Below are 15,260 nucleotides of genomic sequence, written 5' to 3'. Positions count from 1 at the left end.
TTTCCATGGTTTGTGCAGAAAGCAACAAATCTTTACCGAAAGAAAATAAAAATCATTATCAAACTCGTTTAGGATTTTATACTTTTGCAAGAAAAACAACATGAATGTTTTAATCATTGGGTCAGGAGGAAGAGAACATGCCTTTGCATGGAAATTGGCACAAAGCAACAAACTACAAAACTTATTTATTGCTCCAGGTAATGCAGGTACAGCACTAGTTGGTACTAATGTAAATATTGGAGTTAACGATTTTGAAAGTATAAAATCTTTTGTTTTATCCAATAACATTAACATGGTTGTTGTTGGACCAGAAGACCCTTTGGTGAATGGAATTCACGATTTCTTTTTAGCAGACAATGAATTGAAAAATATTCCTGTTATAGGGCCTAAAAAAGATGGTGCTTTGTTGGAAGGAAGCAAGGAATTTTCAAAAAAATTCATGATAAAACATGGTGTTCCAACGGCTAAATACCAAAGTTTTAACAAAGCTAATTTAACCGATGGTTTTGCCTTTTTAGAAACTTTACAATCTCCATACGTATTAAAAGCCGATGGTTTGGCTGCGGGTAAAGGAGTGTTGATTTTAAACAATTTAGAAGAAGCAAAAAAAGAACTAACCAACATGATTGCCGAAGCAAAATTTGGCGCTGCATCGGCTACTGTTGTTATCGAAGAGTTTTTAAAAGGTATTGAGCTTTCGGTTTTTGTTTTAACCGACGGTAACAGTTATAAAATTTTACCTTCTGCAAAAGATTACAAACGAATTGGCGAAGGCGACAAAGGACTGAATACTGGTGGTATGGGAGCTATATCTCCTGTTCCGTTTGCTACCAACGATTTTATTAAAAAGGTAGAAGAACAAGTGGTTATTCCAACCATAAATGGCTTGAAAAAAGATGGAATCGATTATAGAGGTTTTATTTTTATTGGGTTAATGAACGATAACGGAAATCCAAGCGTGGTAGAATACAATGTACGCATGGGCGACCCAGAAACAGAAGTAGTTATACCTCGAATAAAGTCTGATTTATTGGATTTGTTTATTGGTGTTGGCAATCAAACACTTCACGAAAAATCGTTTGAAGTTGATACTAGAACTGCAACTACGGTTATGTTGGTTTCAGGTGGGTATCCAGAAGATTATGAAAAAGGACATGTAATGACAGGTTTCGACAACATTGAAAACAGTATAGCTTTCCATGCAGGAACTAAACAAGATGGCAAAAACATTGTTACTGCTGGTGGTAGAGTGTTAGCAATAACTTCGTTCGGAACTGACATTAAAGATGCCTTGTGTAAATCGTTCGCTAATGCAGAAAAAATCAACTACACTAAAAAGTACTACCGAAAAGATATTGGGTTTGATTTAGTGTAAAACATGTCATTCTTGTCATACTTGTCTGCAAAAATGTCTTAAAAAAATTAATTCTGTGCATTGGCACAAAATCTGACTAATGTGCTTCCGTAAAAATTTGTTTAACCAAAAAATTAAAAAACAATGTCTATTAACATTAAACCATTAGCTGACAGAGTTATTGTAGAGCCTGCTGCAGCTGAAGAAAGAACCGCAGGAGGACTTATTATTCCTGACACCGCAAAAGAAAAACCACAACGTGGAAAAGTTTTGGCTGTTGGAAAAGGTAAACCTGATGAGCCAATGACAGTAAAAGTTGGCGATGCTGTACTTTATGGCAAGTATGCTGGAACTGAAATAACTGTTGAAGGCAAAGATTATTTAATCATGAGAGAAGCGGATATTTTCGCAATTGTTTAACCAAATTAATTCGTTAAAAAAATGTCAAAAGAAATTAAATTTAGCATAGATGCGAGAGATAGCCTTAAAATAGGTGTTGATAAATTAGCAAATGCAGTAAAAGTAACCTTAGGACCAAAAGGTAGAAATGTAATTATTGGCAAAAAATTTGGTGCGCCACACGTAACCAAAGATGGTGTTACTGTTGCCAAAGAAATTGAATTGAAAGACCCTATTGAAAACATGGGTGCTCAAATGGTAAAAGAAGTAGCTAGCAAAACCGCTGATGATGCAGGTGATGGAACAACTACTGCAACCATTTTAGCTCAGGCTATTGTAACTGCCGGACTTAAAAACGTAGCTGCTGGAGCAAATCCAATGGACTTAAAAAGAGGAATCGACAAAGCAGTAGTAGCTGTTGTTGCTGAACTTAAAAAAATATCGAAAGAAGTAGGGACTGACAACGAAAAAATTCGCCAGGTAGCTACAATTTCTGCAAATAATGACGAAACCATCGGTAACTTAATTGCTTTAGCAATGGAAAAAGTGAAAACCGAAGGTGTAATTACTGTTGAAGAAGCGAAAGGAACTGAAACTACAGTTGACGTGGTTGAAGGTATGCAGTTTGATAGAGGTTATTTATCTCCATATTTTGTAACAGATGTTGAGAAAATGGTTGCTGATATGGATAATCCTTATATCTTAATTCACGATAAAAAAATATCGAACTTAAACGAATTATTGCCAATACTTGAGCCTGCTGCACAATCAGGTAGAGGAATCGTTATTATTGCTGAAGATGTAGATGGTACTGCTTTAACTGCTTTAGTGGTAAACCGTTTAAAAGGTGGTTTAAAAGTAGCAGCTGTTAAAGCTCCAGGTTTTGGTGATAGAAGAAAAGCCATGTTAGAAGACATCGCTATTTTAACTGGGGGAACAGTTATTTCTGAAGAGCAAGGCTTTAAATTAGAAAATGCTACTTTAGAAATGTTAGGTACTGCAGAAAAAGTAACAATAGACAAAGATAATACTACCATTGTTGGCGGTGCTGGTGATAAAAAAGCAATCGACGGAAGGGTAAATCAAATTAAAGCACAAATTGAAACAACTACTTCTGATTATGATAAAGAAAAACTTCAAGAGCGTTTGGCTAAATTAGCTGGTGGGGTTGCTGTACTATATGTTGGTGCTGCTACCGAAGTGGAAATGAAAGAGAAAAAAGACCGAGTTGATGATGCATTAGCTGCTACTCGTGCTGCTGTTGAAGAAGGTATTGTTCCTGGTGGTGGTGTTGCCTTAATTAGAGCAGAAAGCGCTTTAAATGGTTTTAAAGGAATTAACGAAGACGAAAACACGGGTATTGCAATCGTAAAAAGAGCATTAGAAGAACCTTTACGTCAAATAATCATTAATGCTGGCGGAGAAGGAGCTGTTGTTGTTCAAAAAATTAGAGAAGGCAAAGATGACTTTGGTTACAATGCTAGAACTGAAGAATACACCAACATGTATGCTGCAGGAGTTATTGACCCAACTAAAGTAACAAGAGTTGCGTTAGAAAATGCTGCTTCAATTGCTGCATTATTGTTAACTACCGAATGTGTTATTGTAGATGAACCTACTGAAGAAGGCTCTATGCCAAACATGGGTGGCATGGGCGGAGGAATGCCTGGAATGATGTAATTTAAAAATTCATAACAACAAAAAAGGAGCTCAATGAGCTCCTTTTTTATTAAAATGATACTGTAATTATTTGTTTGCCATAATATGAGAAACGATAACTTGTAAATCTTCAGCACTCATTTTTTTAGTAACCTCTACTTGTGGAGCCATAACTGCCTCTTGAGCTGGATCAACAATCGCTTTTGATTCACCTTTTAAGAACGCCGTTAAAGTTGCCTCATCAGCATAAGCAGCAGCAATATCTTTAATTGCAGGGCCTACTGTTTTTACATCCATTTGGTGACAAGCAACGCAACCACTTGTTTGGAAAAATTCTGCACCATCTTTTGCTGGAGCAGCTTCTGCTACAGCCTCTTCAGCTGGAGCTTCAGTCGCAGCAACTTCTTCTTTATGTTCTTCAGAAGAACCACATGAAGTTAACATTACTGACCCAAAAATCATCGCTAATGCTAACACACTAATTTGTACTTTTTTCATTGTTTTATGTTTTTAAATTGTTTTAGAATTGAAAATCAGGTGCAAAGTTGTACAAAATATTAAACTTCTCACAACAAATTCATAGAAAATATGCTACTCAATACTTGGTTTATAAATAGTTTTACTAGCTCCTAACTTTTTTCAGTAGCCCCGTCGGGAATCGAACCCGAATCTACAGTTTAGGAAACTACTATTCTATCCGTTGAACTACGGGGCCAAAATCAATTCAAAAATAATATATTCTTTATCATTTAACGTCTAATTAACTCTTAGAATAGGGATAACTTTATATCTTTGCTAAGAAATGTCTAAATTCACATTAAATATTGAGGAAGATTATGATTTTAGCTTGATAGGTATTAGTTGTCATGCTAAAGATTATAGATTGTGTTACGAATTAAATAAAATTTTAGAAATTGATCTAGTTCGTGGAGAAGATTTAGATATTGATTCGAAAAATACTAAAGCAAATTACGCACTTTATGATTATATTGATGAAGAAAACTTTATAGACTATTATTTGATTTCAAATAGAAGTAACAAAGGTTTTTTAATCCCCGAACATAAGTCTACCGACTTTTTTTTATTGCTTAAAGGGGCATCAAACGATGATATTATAGAAAACATTATAAATAAAATTAGTGAAATTGAATTGGTACTAACCTCGTTTCAAATTGATGTAAACTCACTAAAATCTAAACAAAATTTAATTTTTTAAATGAATTATAGAAAAACCAAGATTGTTGCAACATTAGGTCCAGCAACATCAACCAAAGAAGTCATTTCAGAGATAATTGATGCTGGTGTAAATGTATGCCGAGTTAATTTTTCTCACGGAAGTTATGACGATCATGAAAAAACGATAAATATAATCCGTGAAATTTGCGAAGAAAAAGGTCGAAATGTGGCTATCCTAGCAGATTTACAAGGACCAAAAATTAGAGTTGGCGAAATTGAAAATAACGGAATAATGCTAGAAGTGGGACAAGATATTATTTTCACCTCGACTAAGTGTATTGGAACTAACGAAAAAGTTTATATCAGCTACCAAAATTTTCCGAAAGATGTTTCGTCAGGAGAAACCATTTTACTTGACGATGGCAAGTTAAACTTAAAAATTAAGTCAACCAACAAACAAGATGAAGTTGTTGCTACGGTTGTTCATGGCGGCAAATTATCTTCTAATAAAGGGGTGAATCTTCCTAACACCAAAATTTCTTTACCTTGTTTAACACCTAAAGATATTGAAGATTTAAACTTTGCTTTGAAAATGAACATCTCTTGGATAGGTCTTTCATTTGTACGAACTGCTCGAGATATTATCGAATTAAAATATCTTATTTCAGATGCGAAAAGTACTGCCAAGGTAGTAGCAAAAATTGAAAAACCTGAAGCCATTCGAGAAATTGACGACATCCTAAAAGTTACTGATGCCTTAATGGTAGCAAGAGGCGACTTAGGTGTAGAAATCCCTTTTCATCAAGTACCATTAACACAAAAAATGCTAGTTAAAAAGAGCATGAAAGCAGGAAAACCAGTTATTATTGCTACTCAAATGATGGAAAGTATGATTGAAAACATCACTCCAACAAGAGCAGAAGTTAATGACGTTGCCAATGCTGTTTTAGATGGTGCCGATGCTGTAATGCTGAGTGCTGAAACATCCGTAGGTAAACATCCTGTTAAAGTGATTGAAAGCATGGCAAAAATTATTTCTGATGTTGAACAAGATGATAGTTTATACAATTATGAATATCCACCTGAAGAAGATAATCACGATAGGTATATTACCGATTCCATTTGTTTTAACTCGTGCCGATTGGCTCAAAGAGTTGGAGCCAAAGCAATTGTAACCATGACCTTCTCAGGCTATACTGGGTTTAAAATTTCTAGTTTTAGACCAAAAGCAGGTATTTATGTGTTTACTGGTAATAAATCAATATTAAATATGCTCAGTTTAGTTTGGGGGGTAAAAGCATTTTATTACGACAAATATGTAAGCACCGACCATACCATTGCTGATATCAAATACATACTTAAAAAAGAAGGTTTTGTAAATACAAAAGACCTTGTAATTAATATTGCTTCCGTTCCAATTGCTGAAAAAGGACAAGCAAACATGATGAAATTAAGTTACATAGATTAATAAAATAAAAATATATATTATGCCAATTAACATTCCTTTATTAAAAGAAATTGCTGAAGTTGCGGGAGCTCCAGGTCACGAACAACGAATAAGAGAAATTGTATTAAGAGAAATTAAACCATTGGTAGATGAAGTAACCATAGATAATATGGGGAATGTTTATGCCATTAAAAAAGGTAAAGACAAAAAACGTGTTATGATTGGTGCTCACATGGACGAAATAGGCTTTATGGTTACTCATATTGACGATAAAGGTTTTGTTAGATTTCATACACTTGGTGGCTTCGACCCAAAAACATTAACTGCACAACGAGTAATTATTCATGGAAAAAAAGATGTGATTGGTGTAATGGGTTCAAAACCAATACACGTAATGAGTACAGAAGAAAGAACCAAACTTCCTAAAACAACCGATTTTTTTATTGATTTAGGAATGAACAAAAAAGAAGTCGAAAAAATTGTAAGCGTAGGCGACCCAATTACTCGTGAGAGAGGCTTAATAGAGATGGGGAATTGTGTTAATTGTAAATCGTTAGATAATCGTTTGGCGGTTTTCATATTAATTGAAGCCTTAAAAAATTTAAAAACCAAAAAAGTTCCTTTTGATATTTACGGAGTGTTTACTGTTCAAGAAGAAGTTGGTATTAGAGGAGCAAATGTTGCAGCTCTAGAAATTAAACCTGATTTTGGTTTCGGTTTAGATACTACAATAGCTTTTGATGTTCCTGGAGCAAAACCAGAAGAGATAATTACCTCTTTGGGCGAAGGAACAGCTATAAAAATTATGGATAGCTCTACCATCTGCGATTACCGTATGGTAAAATTTATGGAACAAACAGCTAAAAAACATAAAATAAAATATCAAAAAGAAATACTAACCGCAGGAGGCACAGATACTGCTGGAATTCAACGTATGAATCCAGGCGGGGCTATTGCAGGTGCAATTTCTATACCTACTCGACACATTCATCAAGTAATTGAAATGGCTGATAAAGATGATATAAAAGGTAGTATTGATTTGCTAACTAATTGTTTATTAGAAATAAATCAGTACGATTGGAGATTTTAAATAAACTAAAATTGTTTGCAACACTATTTGTAGTGTTAATAATTTTATTACCTTTGCCAACTTTCTTTTTAAAAGAGTAAGTGAAAGCATTGAAAGACTATACAATACAGTTTGTTAGTTTAAAGCAAGGAACTCATCATTTTGAGTTCAGTGTAGACAACAAGTTCTTTGAACAATTAGATTGTGATGATTTTATTGATTCCAACTTTAAGGTGGAATTAGAATTTATCAAACAATCTACCATGATGCTACTAAATTTTTCGTTTAAAGGCGAAATAATTGTACCATGCGATAGGTGTCTTGAAGATTTAAAGATGCCCATTAAAGGTGAAGACAAATTAATTGTTAAATTCGGTGATACTTCACATAACGAAGTTGACGATATTTTAATATTAGCCGAAAGCGAACATGAGATAAACGTAGCACATTATATTTATGAGTTTATTGAATTAAACATACCTTTCAGAAGAGTACATAAAGAAGCAGATTGTAACGCTGAAACAATAAAACGATTAAACGAACTAGAAGTAAATAAAACAGAAGAGATAGACCCACGTTGGTCAGCATTAAAAAACATTAACAACAATTAGAAAAATAAAATAAAATGGCACATCCTAAGAGAAAAACATCGAAAACTAGAAGAGACAAAGGTAGAACACATTACAAAGCTGTTGCTCCAACCACTTCAACATGTTCTAACTGTGGAGCCCCAACATTATACCATAGAGTATGTGGCGATTGCGGCTATTACAGAGGAAAACAAGCTGTAGAAAAACAAGTTGCTCTTTAAATTAGCAATTTCAAGTACATATAAAAACTTGCTGTAAACTATTGCAGCAAGTTTTTTTGTTTTATTACCTTATTCTTTTTAAGACTAAGATATATTTTTTACCTTCGTTGTTCATTTCTAGAAAACAAAACTTATGAGTAAAATTACAGCAGCTATAACTGCAGTTCAGGGGTACGTTCCAGATTATATTTTAACCAACAAAGAGTTGGAAACTATGGTTGACACCAACGATGAGTGGATTATCTCGAGAACTGGTATTCAAGAGCGAAGAATACTAAAAGGAGAAGGAAAAGGAGCATCAGATATGGCAGCTCCTGCAGTTTTAGAGCTTTGTAAAAAAAGAGGAATCTCTCCAACAGAAATAGACTTACTTATTTGCTGTACGGTTACAGCCGATCACATTTTTCCAGCAACAGCTAACATTATTACCGATAAAGTTGGAGCAATTAATGCTTTTGGATTTGATATTAATGCAGCTTGTTCCGGATTTATATATGGTCTTGTAACGGGCTCGAAATTTGTTGAATCTGGCACACATAAAAAAGTAGTAGTTGTTGGCGTAGATAAAATGTCAGCTTTAGTTGACTATGAAGACAGACAAACTTGTATTATTTTTGGAGATGGTTGTGGAGCTGTTTTATTAGAACCAAATACCGAAGGTTATGGAGTGATGGATTCCATTTTACGAAGTGATGGATCTGGTTTTCAGCATTTACACCAAAAAGCTGGAGGTTCAGCATACCCTCCATCATTAGAAACCGTTAAAAATAAAGAACATCATATCCACCAAGAAGGACAAGCAGTATTTAAATTTGCTGTAACCAACATGGCAGATGTCTCTGCAGAAATATTGGAAAAAAACAATCTAACTGCTGATGATGTTGCATGGTTAGTGCCACATCAAGCCAACAAACGAATTATTGATGCAACTGCTCGTAGAATGGGATTAAGCGACGATAAAGTTATGCTAAACATTCAAAAATACGGCAACACCACATCAGGAACTATTCCTTTGTGTTTATGGGAATGGGAAAAACAATTAAAGAAAGGTGATAATATTATTTTATCTGCTTTTGGTGGTGGATTTACTTGGGGTGCCATTTGGGTAAAATGGGCTTATGACTCCAAACAATAGTATTTATGCAAATAATAATTAATTTTACATTCTAATAATTGACAAAAACATAAATTTCAATACATGAAACCAACTGAAATTCAAGAATTAATAAAATTTGTTTCTAAATCTGGCGTAAGCGAAGTAGAAATTCAAGACAAAGATTTTAAAATTGTTATTAAAACTCCTGCACAAAAGAAAGGTAAAGGCGAAGAGATTCATACTATTTATGCTCAACCGCAACAAATGATGATGCAGGCACCGCAACAAATTCAACAAGCGGCTCCAGCACCTACTCCTGCCCCAGTTGCAGCAGCTCCACAAAAAGCAGCAGAAAGTGATGACGCAAAATATGTTACTGTAAAATCGCCAATGATTGGTACTTTTTATAGAAAAGCATCGCCTGACAAGCCTAATTTCGTGAATGTTGGTGATGATGTAACTCCTAAAACAGTTGTTTGTATTATCGAAGCAATGAAATTATTTAATGAAATTGAAGCAGAAGTTACTGGTAAAATTGTAAAAATGTTGGTTGACGATGGCTCTCCTGTAGAATACGACCAACCATTGTTTTTAGTAGACCCTAGTTAATTTTATGATTTGAAAATGCTAATTTGAATATTGAACAATCAATTTCAAATTAGGTAGTAATTATTTTCAAATTTTCAAATTGTTTAATTTTCAAATTGACATTATGTTTAAAAAAATATTAATAGCTAACCGAGGAGAAATTGCACTACGAGTTATTAGAACTTGTAAAGAAATGGGAATTAGTACCGTTGCAGTTTATTCTACAGCTGATAAAGATAGTTTACATGTACGTTTTGCTGATGAAGCAGTTTGTATTGGTCCTCCTAAGAGTTCAGAATCTTACTTAAATATACCTCGAATAATTGCTGCTGCTGAAATTACTAATGCTGACGCGATTCATCCTGGATATGGTTTTTTATCAGAAAACGCTAAGTTTTCGAAAATATGCCAAGAAAATGGCATTAAGTTTATTGGTGCATCACCAGAAATGATTGATGCAATGGGCGACAAGGCATCTGCTAAAGAAACCATGATTAAAGCAGGGGTTCCTGTTGTGCCAGGCTCACCAGGGTTACTTAAAGATTTAGCTGATGCAAAAATTGTAGCTAAAAAAATAAAGTACCCAGTAATGATGAAAGCAACTGCTGGTGGTGGGGGAAAAGGTATGCGTATCATTTGGAAAGAAGAAGAATTAGAAGCGGCATGGGAATCTGCTCGTCAAGAAGCTGCTGCTGCATTTGGTAATGACGGTATGTATATGGAAAAATACATTGAAGAACCTCGTCATATCGAAATACAAATTGCTGGAGACGGCAAAAATGCCTGTCATCTATCTGAAAGAGATTGCTCTATTCAACGAAGACATCAGAAATTAGTTGAAGAAACCCCTTCTCCTTTTATGACTCCTGAGTTAAGAAAAAAAATGGGCGCTGCGGCAATTAAAGCTGCAAAAGCCGTTAAATACGAAGGTGTTGGTACTGTTGAATTCTTAGTGGATAAGAATAGAGATTTTTATTTCATGGAAATGAATACACGAATTCAGGTAGAACACACAATTACAGAAGAGGTAATTAATTACGATTTAATAAAAGAACAAATAAAACTGGCTTGGGGAGATAAAATTAGCGGAAAAAATTATGAACCAACTATGCATGCTATTCAATGTAGAATAAATGCAGAAGACCCTTTTAATGATTTTAGACCTAGCCCAGGTAAAATTGAAACATATCACGAACCAGGTGGTCATGGAATACGAATAGACACTCATGTTTATGCTAGTTATGTTATTCCACCCTATTACGATTCGATGATATCAAAATTGATTACAGTAGCTCAAACCCGTGAAGAAGCAATTAAAAAGATGGAAAGAGCGTTAAGTGAATACATTATTGAGGGTGTAAAATCTACTATACCTTTTCACCAACAACTAATGCAAAATGAAGATTTCAGAAAAGGAAACTTCACTACTAAATTTATGGAAACGTTTAAATTAAAAGAAATTTAATAAAAGATTAAGGGTTAAGATTAATCTGTTTTATATCTTTGCAATAAAAATGTATATTTATTGTTCTAAAAATCAATAAATTGCTAAGTCAATAAATAAAAATAACTATGGATAAAAAGATTTTTAAAGTTCTAGTCCCTCATGATTTTAGTGCAGTTGCAGACTGTGCAGTTAATCATGCTTCCAAAATTGCTAATTCGTTTAATGGCGAAGTTCATTTACTTCATGTTGTTTCTAAACAAAAAGAAGTTGATGCTATAAAAGAAAAACTTACAAAAATTGCAGAAAAAGCAGAGAAAAATACAGCAGCATCTTTTCATGTTATTGTTCGTATTGGAAATATTTTTGAAGACATTGGTGATGTAGCTTCAGAAATAGGTGCTGGTTTTATTGTAATGGGAACACATGGTGCAAAGGGTATGCAAAAAATTATGGGTAGTTATGCTTTAAGAGTAATCTCTCATTCAAAAGTACCATTTGTTGTTGTTCAAAATAAAAATCCAAAAGATTCTGATACTTATGATGACATTGTTGTTCCTGTTGATCATTCAGATGTGACGAAACAAAAATTAGCTGTTGCAGCTAATATTGCTACTCATTTTGGAAGTAGAATCCATTTATTTTATGAAAATGTAAGTGATGAATTTTTAAAGAAAAAATTAGATAGAGAATTGTCTTTCGCTAAGAATTACTTCTTAGAAAGAAAAATTACTTACACCATGAATCAAGCTGATGAAGAAGGTAGTTTGAAAAAACAATTAATCAAATTTGCAGCACGTATTGATGCTGATTTGATTGCTGTTGTTAACACTCAAGAAGGTGCTTTATTACCTGATTTTTTTGGAAGCGATGAACAAGTTGTTATTGCAAATGATGCAGAAATACCTGTTATCATAACTAACCCTACTCAGCAAGTTGTTGCTGGAGGTGTATTAGGAACCTGATTTGCACAATTCGTTTGGGTAGCCAAACAGTTTTTTATAATACAAAAAGAGCCCATCAAATTTGATGGGCTCTTTTTGTATTTCATTACTAATTTATTAATTGTTTTTGAAATCTCTACTTTTTCCTGGGAAATAATTTTTAGAGTTTCTAATTTCTTTGTGATTCCAATTCCAAATAACCAATTGGTATTTTCTCCAAATATAATCAACTGGAGCAACCAAAAAGTGAACAAATCTTGTAAAAGGAATAATTCCGATAATTAAGAACGCAGAAGCAATGTGGGTTTTAACCATTAACAATGCCATTGCGTTACTTGTAGATAACTGAGCAATTAAATCAACGTTAGGATTAAAAGCAAATACCGAACGTAAATAAGGTGTCATTACTGATGCAAACCAGTTAGAGCCCCATCTACCAAAATAAGCTATTCCAATACCTGTAATGATTTGAACCAACAATACTAGGTAAACAACATAATCCATGTTGTTAGATACCATTTGAATTCTTTTTGTAGTAGCTCTTCTTTTAATTAATAATGCTAACCCAATTAATGATGAGATGGCGAAACCAAAAGCGGTAAATTCAAGAATTAACAATCTAACTGGAGAACCATTCCAAGCTAAAACAGCACTTGGCACTAAAAACCCAATTAAATGACCAAGAAACAACATTACGATACCCCAGTGAAAAAACTGACTACCGAAAAACAATTGTCTTCCTTCTAAAAATTGTGATGACAATGACGACACCTGAAAGCCTTTGGCAGTATATCTATATATTGACCCTATTAAAAACACCGCTAGTGCTACATAAGGTAAGGCTCCGAATAATAAAAAATCTAACATAGTTTTAAGTTTTTATTGCAATTACAGTTTACAAATTGCAGATTTATTAATATAATTTTTAATTTATTTCTATAACATTTTAATTTCCAATCCCCATGGACTGCATTGCACGTTGTTTTACTTGTTCTGGTGTTGGGGTCGACACACTACATCCATCTTCGCAATCGCTATGTAAAAATGCTTTTGCATAAGCTGGAATAATTTCTACCTCTTTTTCATATTTAACCTCTTCAAAGTCTTTTTTGAACACCATAATTAAAGAGCTGATGGCATTTTTATATATGTTTCCATCTTTAATCCCTTCCATTATAATTACTTTCTGTTTTTTGTTCAACACCTTTTCTCTGATTTGTGTTTTCGACTCATCAAATTCAGAAAGCATTTTTTCAAGTGCAGGAATAATAACCATAACCACTAATTCATTTACAAAATCTTTATCCTTGTGTATTGGTAACAATCTCAATACGTAAGGTAAATTATCAGCAAGTTCATTTTCGGTATCATTTTTATACTTGTCTTGCTCTGCTTTCATGTTAACCAAGAACTCTCCACGCTTATAATCTTCGGCAAAAATAACATAGCCTAAATCCAAAAAGCAAACAGCTTGTATGTGGAACGTTTTTTGAAATATCTCTTCAACTTGATTAAATGGTGTATTTGCAATAAAATCAGAGAATCTTTTAAATTCTAGACCTGCATTCGGATAGTTTCTATCCAACAATAACTGAATTTCACTTACCGTCTCAAAAATGGTTTCTTGAGGGTATCTGAAAAGCTCAGCTAAAAGTTTATAGTGTTCTAAATTTTTCATTTTAAAAGATTTAATTCTATTCAATTATTAAAGACCTCTAGCTGGTTTTTCTTTAAATCCAAAGCCAGTACTTCCTTTGTAATCACCAGTGTTTTCAAGCATCTCAATAGCTTCTTCACGGTGAGCAGCAGGGATAACAAATCTTTCTTCGAAAGTAGCCAACGATGTTAATCTGAAAATTTCGTTTGCAGTATGTATATCCATATTAGCTTCGCTCATTACAGTATTTAATTGTTTTTCGGTTACATCTTTTACGGTAGTGTCTCTTCTAGAAACCCTAACAGCGTGTAACTTTTTAAACACATCTATTACCTTGTTGTCGTTTCCGGCAGTAAATAAAGATGATAAATAACGAATTGGAACTCTTAATTTTTCTACACCCGCTAATAAATGTTCAGAAACTGTATCATAAGTACCATCAGCACTCACCGAAGCCATAGCTGGCAACAATGGTGGAACATAGAATAAGTTTGGTAAAGTTCTAAATTCAGGGTGTAGTGGTAACGCAATTTTCCACTTTTTAACAAATTTATATACTGGAGAATTTTGAGCTGCTTTAATTGTAGAGTCAGCAATACCATTTTCTTTTGCAGCTTTAATTACAGCTGGATCAAACGGATCTAAATAAATATCTAAATGTCTGTCAACCAATTGGTCTTCATCGCAAGAAGCAACCGCTTGAATTTGGTCTGCATCGTACAACATTACTCCTAAATAACGGATACGACCAACACATGAGTGCATACAAGCTGGTGCTTGAGCCGATTCTAAACGTGGGTAACAAAGCACACATTTTTCTGATTTACCTGTATTCCAGTTGTAGTAACTTTTTTTGTAAGGACATGCAGTTACACACATTCTCCAAGCTCTACATCTTTCTTGGTTAATCAAAACTACACCATCTTCACCTCTTTTGTATAAAGCTCCTGATGGACATGATCCAACACAGGCAGGATTTAAACAGTGGTTACAGATACGTGGCAAGTAATGGAAAGTCATTTTTTCCAACTGGAACATTGCTTCTTGTTCTGCTTGGCTCAAGTGTTTAAAGTTAACATCTTGACGAGCATAATCTGGTGTTCCTGATAAATCATCATCCCAGTTTGGACCAGCTTTAATTTCCATTGGTTCGCCTGTAATTAACGATACAGCTCTACCGATTGGTTGATCATCACCTTCTGGTGCATCAAACAAATCTTGATAACGATAAGCCCATGGCTCATAGTAATCATCTAATACTGGCATATTAGGATTGTGGAAAATATTTTTTAACCCTTTTAATTTACCAGCTCCTTTTAACGAAACAGTATCTCCATTTTTAACCCAACCACCTTGGTAAATTTCTTGGTCTTCCCATTTTGTAGGATATCCAGTTCCTGGTTTAGTTTCCACGTTGTTCCACCACATGTATTCGGCACCTTTTCTATCCGTCCAGATGTTTTTACAAGCAACCGAACAAGTATGACAACCTATACATTTGTCGAGGTGGAAAACCATTGATATTTGCGATCTTATATTCATAACTTATGAAGTTTTAAGTTTTAAATGTTGAGTTTTAAATATTTATCACTCATCATTTATAATTCAACATTTTT

At 34.0% G+C, this 15,260-nt stretch carries 16 protein-coding genes and 1 tRNA gene; 12 read left to right on the top strand and 5 right to left on the bottom strand.

Annotation, left to right across the window (positions count from 1 at the left end; translation table 11 throughout):
* Positions 1-100: 100 nt before the first annotated feature.
* The 3 genes from purD (at position 101) to groL (ending at position 3,433) form a co-directional block, all read left to right on the top strand.
* Positions 101-1,375 carry a phosphoribosylamine--glycine ligase gene (gene purD / locus H6589_08560; GenBank protein ID MCB9174645.1) on the top strand — a complete coding sequence of 425 codons (1,275 nt, stop codon included), beginning with the start codon at positions 101-103 and terminating at the stop codon, positions 1,373-1,375.
* Positions 1,376-1,498: 123 nt separating this feature from the next.
* Positions 1,499-1,774, top strand: coding sequence for a co-chaperone GroES (locus H6589_08555; protein ID MCB9174644.1), 276 nt, complete (start codon positions 1,499-1,501; stop codon positions 1,772-1,774).
* A gap of 21 nt (positions 1,775-1,795) precedes the next feature.
* Complete coding sequence (gene groL / locus H6589_08550) at positions 1,796-3,433, top strand: chaperonin GroEL (GenBank protein MCB9174643.1); 1,638 nt, start codon at positions 1,796-1,798, stop codon at positions 3,431-3,433.
* A gap of 66 nt (positions 3,434-3,499) precedes the next feature.
* Here groL and H6589_08545 read toward each other — a convergent pair whose 3' ends face one another.
* Positions 3,500-3,856 (bottom strand): c-type cytochrome, encoded by a 357-nt coding sequence (locus H6589_08545; GenBank protein ID MCB9174642.1) that lies wholly within the window; start codon positions 3,854-3,856, stop codon positions 3,500-3,502.
* 199 nt (positions 3,857-4,055) lie between these two features.
* Positions 4,056-4,127 (bottom strand) — tRNA-Arg (locus H6589_08540).
* Positions 4,128-4,214: 87 nt separating this feature from the next.
* On the opposite strand from H6589_08540, the gene H6589_08535 reads away from it, so the two are divergent.
* From H6589_08535 to H6589_08495, 9 genes are all read left to right on the top strand, one after another.
* The gene (locus H6589_08535; GenBank protein ID MCB9174641.1) at positions 4,215-4,628 is read left to right on the top strand and encodes an IPExxxVDY family protein; all 414 of its coding nucleotides are present in this window, start codon (positions 4,215-4,217) and stop codon (positions 4,626-4,628) included.
* The gene (gene pyk, locus H6589_08530; protein MCB9174640.1) at positions 4,629-6,056 is read left to right on the top strand and encodes a pyruvate kinase; all 1,428 of its coding nucleotides are present in this window, start codon (positions 4,629-4,631) and stop codon (positions 6,054-6,056) included.
* 19 nt (positions 6,057-6,075) lie between these two features.
* On the top strand, positions 6,076-7,125 hold the full coding sequence (locus tag H6589_08525; protein ID MCB9174639.1) for a M42 family metallopeptidase: 1,050 nt from the start codon (positions 6,076-6,078) through the stop codon (positions 7,123-7,125).
* Positions 7,126-7,205: 80 nt separating this feature from the next.
* Complete coding sequence (locus H6589_08520; GenBank protein ID MCB9174638.1) at positions 7,206-7,715, top strand: DUF177 domain-containing protein; 510 nt, start codon at positions 7,206-7,208, stop codon at positions 7,713-7,715.
* A gap of 14 nt (positions 7,716-7,729) precedes the next feature.
* Complete coding sequence (gene rpmF, locus H6589_08515; protein ID MCB9174637.1) at positions 7,730-7,915, top strand: 50S ribosomal protein L32; 186 nt, start codon at positions 7,730-7,732, stop codon at positions 7,913-7,915.
* 133 nt (positions 7,916-8,048) lie between these two features.
* On the top strand, positions 8,049-9,050 hold the full coding sequence (locus H6589_08510; protein ID MCB9174636.1) for a ketoacyl-ACP synthase III: 1,002 nt from the start codon (positions 8,049-8,051) through the stop codon (positions 9,048-9,050).
* A 63-nt stretch (positions 9,051-9,113) separates the two neighbouring features.
* The gene (gene accB, locus H6589_08505; protein MCB9174635.1) at positions 9,114-9,620 is read left to right on the top strand and encodes an acetyl-CoA carboxylase biotin carboxyl carrier protein; all 507 of its coding nucleotides are present in this window, start codon (positions 9,114-9,116) and stop codon (positions 9,618-9,620) included.
* 103 nt (positions 9,621-9,723) lie between these two features.
* Positions 9,724-11,064 (top strand): acetyl-CoA carboxylase biotin carboxylase subunit, encoded by a 1,341-nt coding sequence (gene accC / locus H6589_08500; protein ID MCB9174634.1) that lies wholly within the window; start codon positions 9,724-9,726, stop codon positions 11,062-11,064.
* A 107-nt stretch (positions 11,065-11,171) separates the two neighbouring features.
* Positions 11,172-12,008 carry a universal stress protein gene (locus H6589_08495; protein MCB9174633.1) on the top strand — a complete coding sequence of 279 codons (837 nt, stop codon included), beginning with the start codon at positions 11,172-11,174 and terminating at the stop codon, positions 12,006-12,008.
* Positions 12,009-12,104: 96 nt separating this feature from the next.
* On the opposite strand, the gene narI is transcribed toward H6589_08495, so the two are convergent.
* The 3 genes from narI to narH all read right to left on the bottom strand — a co-directional run bounded on the left by narI (position 12,105) and on the right by narH (position 15,186).
* On the bottom strand, positions 12,105-12,854 hold the full coding sequence (narI, locus tag H6589_08490) for a respiratory nitrate reductase subunit gamma (protein ID MCB9174632.1): 750 nt from the start codon (positions 12,852-12,854) through the stop codon (positions 12,105-12,107).
* 79 nt (positions 12,855-12,933) lie between these two features.
* On the bottom strand, positions 12,934-13,665 hold the full coding sequence (locus H6589_08485) for a hypothetical protein (GenBank protein MCB9174631.1): 732 nt from the start codon (positions 13,663-13,665) through the stop codon (positions 12,934-12,936).
* Between the two features lie 27 nt (positions 13,666-13,692).
* Positions 13,693-15,186, bottom strand: coding sequence for a nitrate reductase subunit beta (gene narH, locus H6589_08480; protein ID MCB9174630.1), 1,494 nt, complete (start codon positions 15,184-15,186; stop codon positions 13,693-13,695).
* Between the last annotated feature and the right edge of the window lie 74 nt (positions 15,187-15,260).

Source organism: Flavobacteriales bacterium, assembly GCA_020635795.1.
Classification (GTDB): Bacteria; Bacteroidota; Bacteroidia; order Flavobacteriales_E; family Vicingaceae; genus Vicingus.
Note: the sequence above shows the minus strand (reverse complement) of the source record. Positions and strands in the feature narration are given on the sequence as shown.

Bases quoted from the DNA above. Each gene is read 5' to 3' on its own strand.
- H6589_08545 (MCB9174642.1), bottom strand. From the start codon at position 3,856: ATGTTAACTTCATGTGGTTCTTCTGAAGAACATAAAGAAGAAGTTGCT.
- H6589_08495 (MCB9174633.1), top strand. From the start codon at position 11,172: ATGGATAAAAAGATTTTTAAAGTTCTAGTCCCTCATGATTTTAGTGCA.
- narI (MCB9174632.1), bottom strand. From the start codon at position 12,854: ATGTTAGATTTTTTATTATTCGGAGCCTTACCTTATGTAGCACTAGCG.
- groL (MCB9174643.1), top strand. From the start codon at position 1,796: ATGTCAAAAGAAATTAAATTTAGCATAGATGCGAGAGATAGCCTTAAA.
- H6589_08525 (MCB9174639.1), top strand. From the start codon at position 6,076: ATGCCAATTAACATTCCTTTATTAAAAGAAATTGCTGAAGTTGCGGGA.
- pyk (MCB9174640.1), top strand. From the start codon at position 4,629: ATGAATTATAGAAAAACCAAGATTGTTGCAACATTAGGTCCAGCAACA.
- accC (MCB9174634.1), top strand. From the start codon at position 9,724: ATGTTTAAAAAAATATTAATAGCTAACCGAGGAGAAATTGCACTACGA.
- H6589_08485 (MCB9174631.1), bottom strand. From the start codon at position 13,665: ATGAAAAATTTAGAACACTATAAACTTTTAGCTGAGCTTTTCAGATAC.
- purD (MCB9174645.1), top strand. From the start codon at position 101: ATGAATGTTTTAATCATTGGGTCAGGAGGAAGAGAACATGCCTTTGCA.
- H6589_08510 (MCB9174636.1), top strand. From the start codon at position 8,049: ATGAGTAAAATTACAGCAGCTATAACTGCAGTTCAGGGGTACGTTCCA.
- narH (MCB9174630.1), bottom strand. From the start codon at position 15,186: ATGAATATAAGATCGCAAATATCAATGGTTTTCCACCTCGACAAATGT.
- H6589_08535 (MCB9174641.1), top strand. From the start codon at position 4,215: ATGTCTAAATTCACATTAAATATTGAGGAAGATTATGATTTTAGCTTG.
- H6589_08555 (MCB9174644.1), top strand. From the start codon at position 1,499: ATGTCTATTAACATTAAACCATTAGCTGACAGAGTTATTGTAGAGCCT.
- rpmF (MCB9174637.1), top strand. From the start codon at position 7,730: ATGGCACATCCTAAGAGAAAAACATCGAAAACTAGAAGAGACAAAGGT.
- accB (MCB9174635.1), top strand. From the start codon at position 9,114: ATGAAACCAACTGAAATTCAAGAATTAATAAAATTTGTTTCTAAATCT.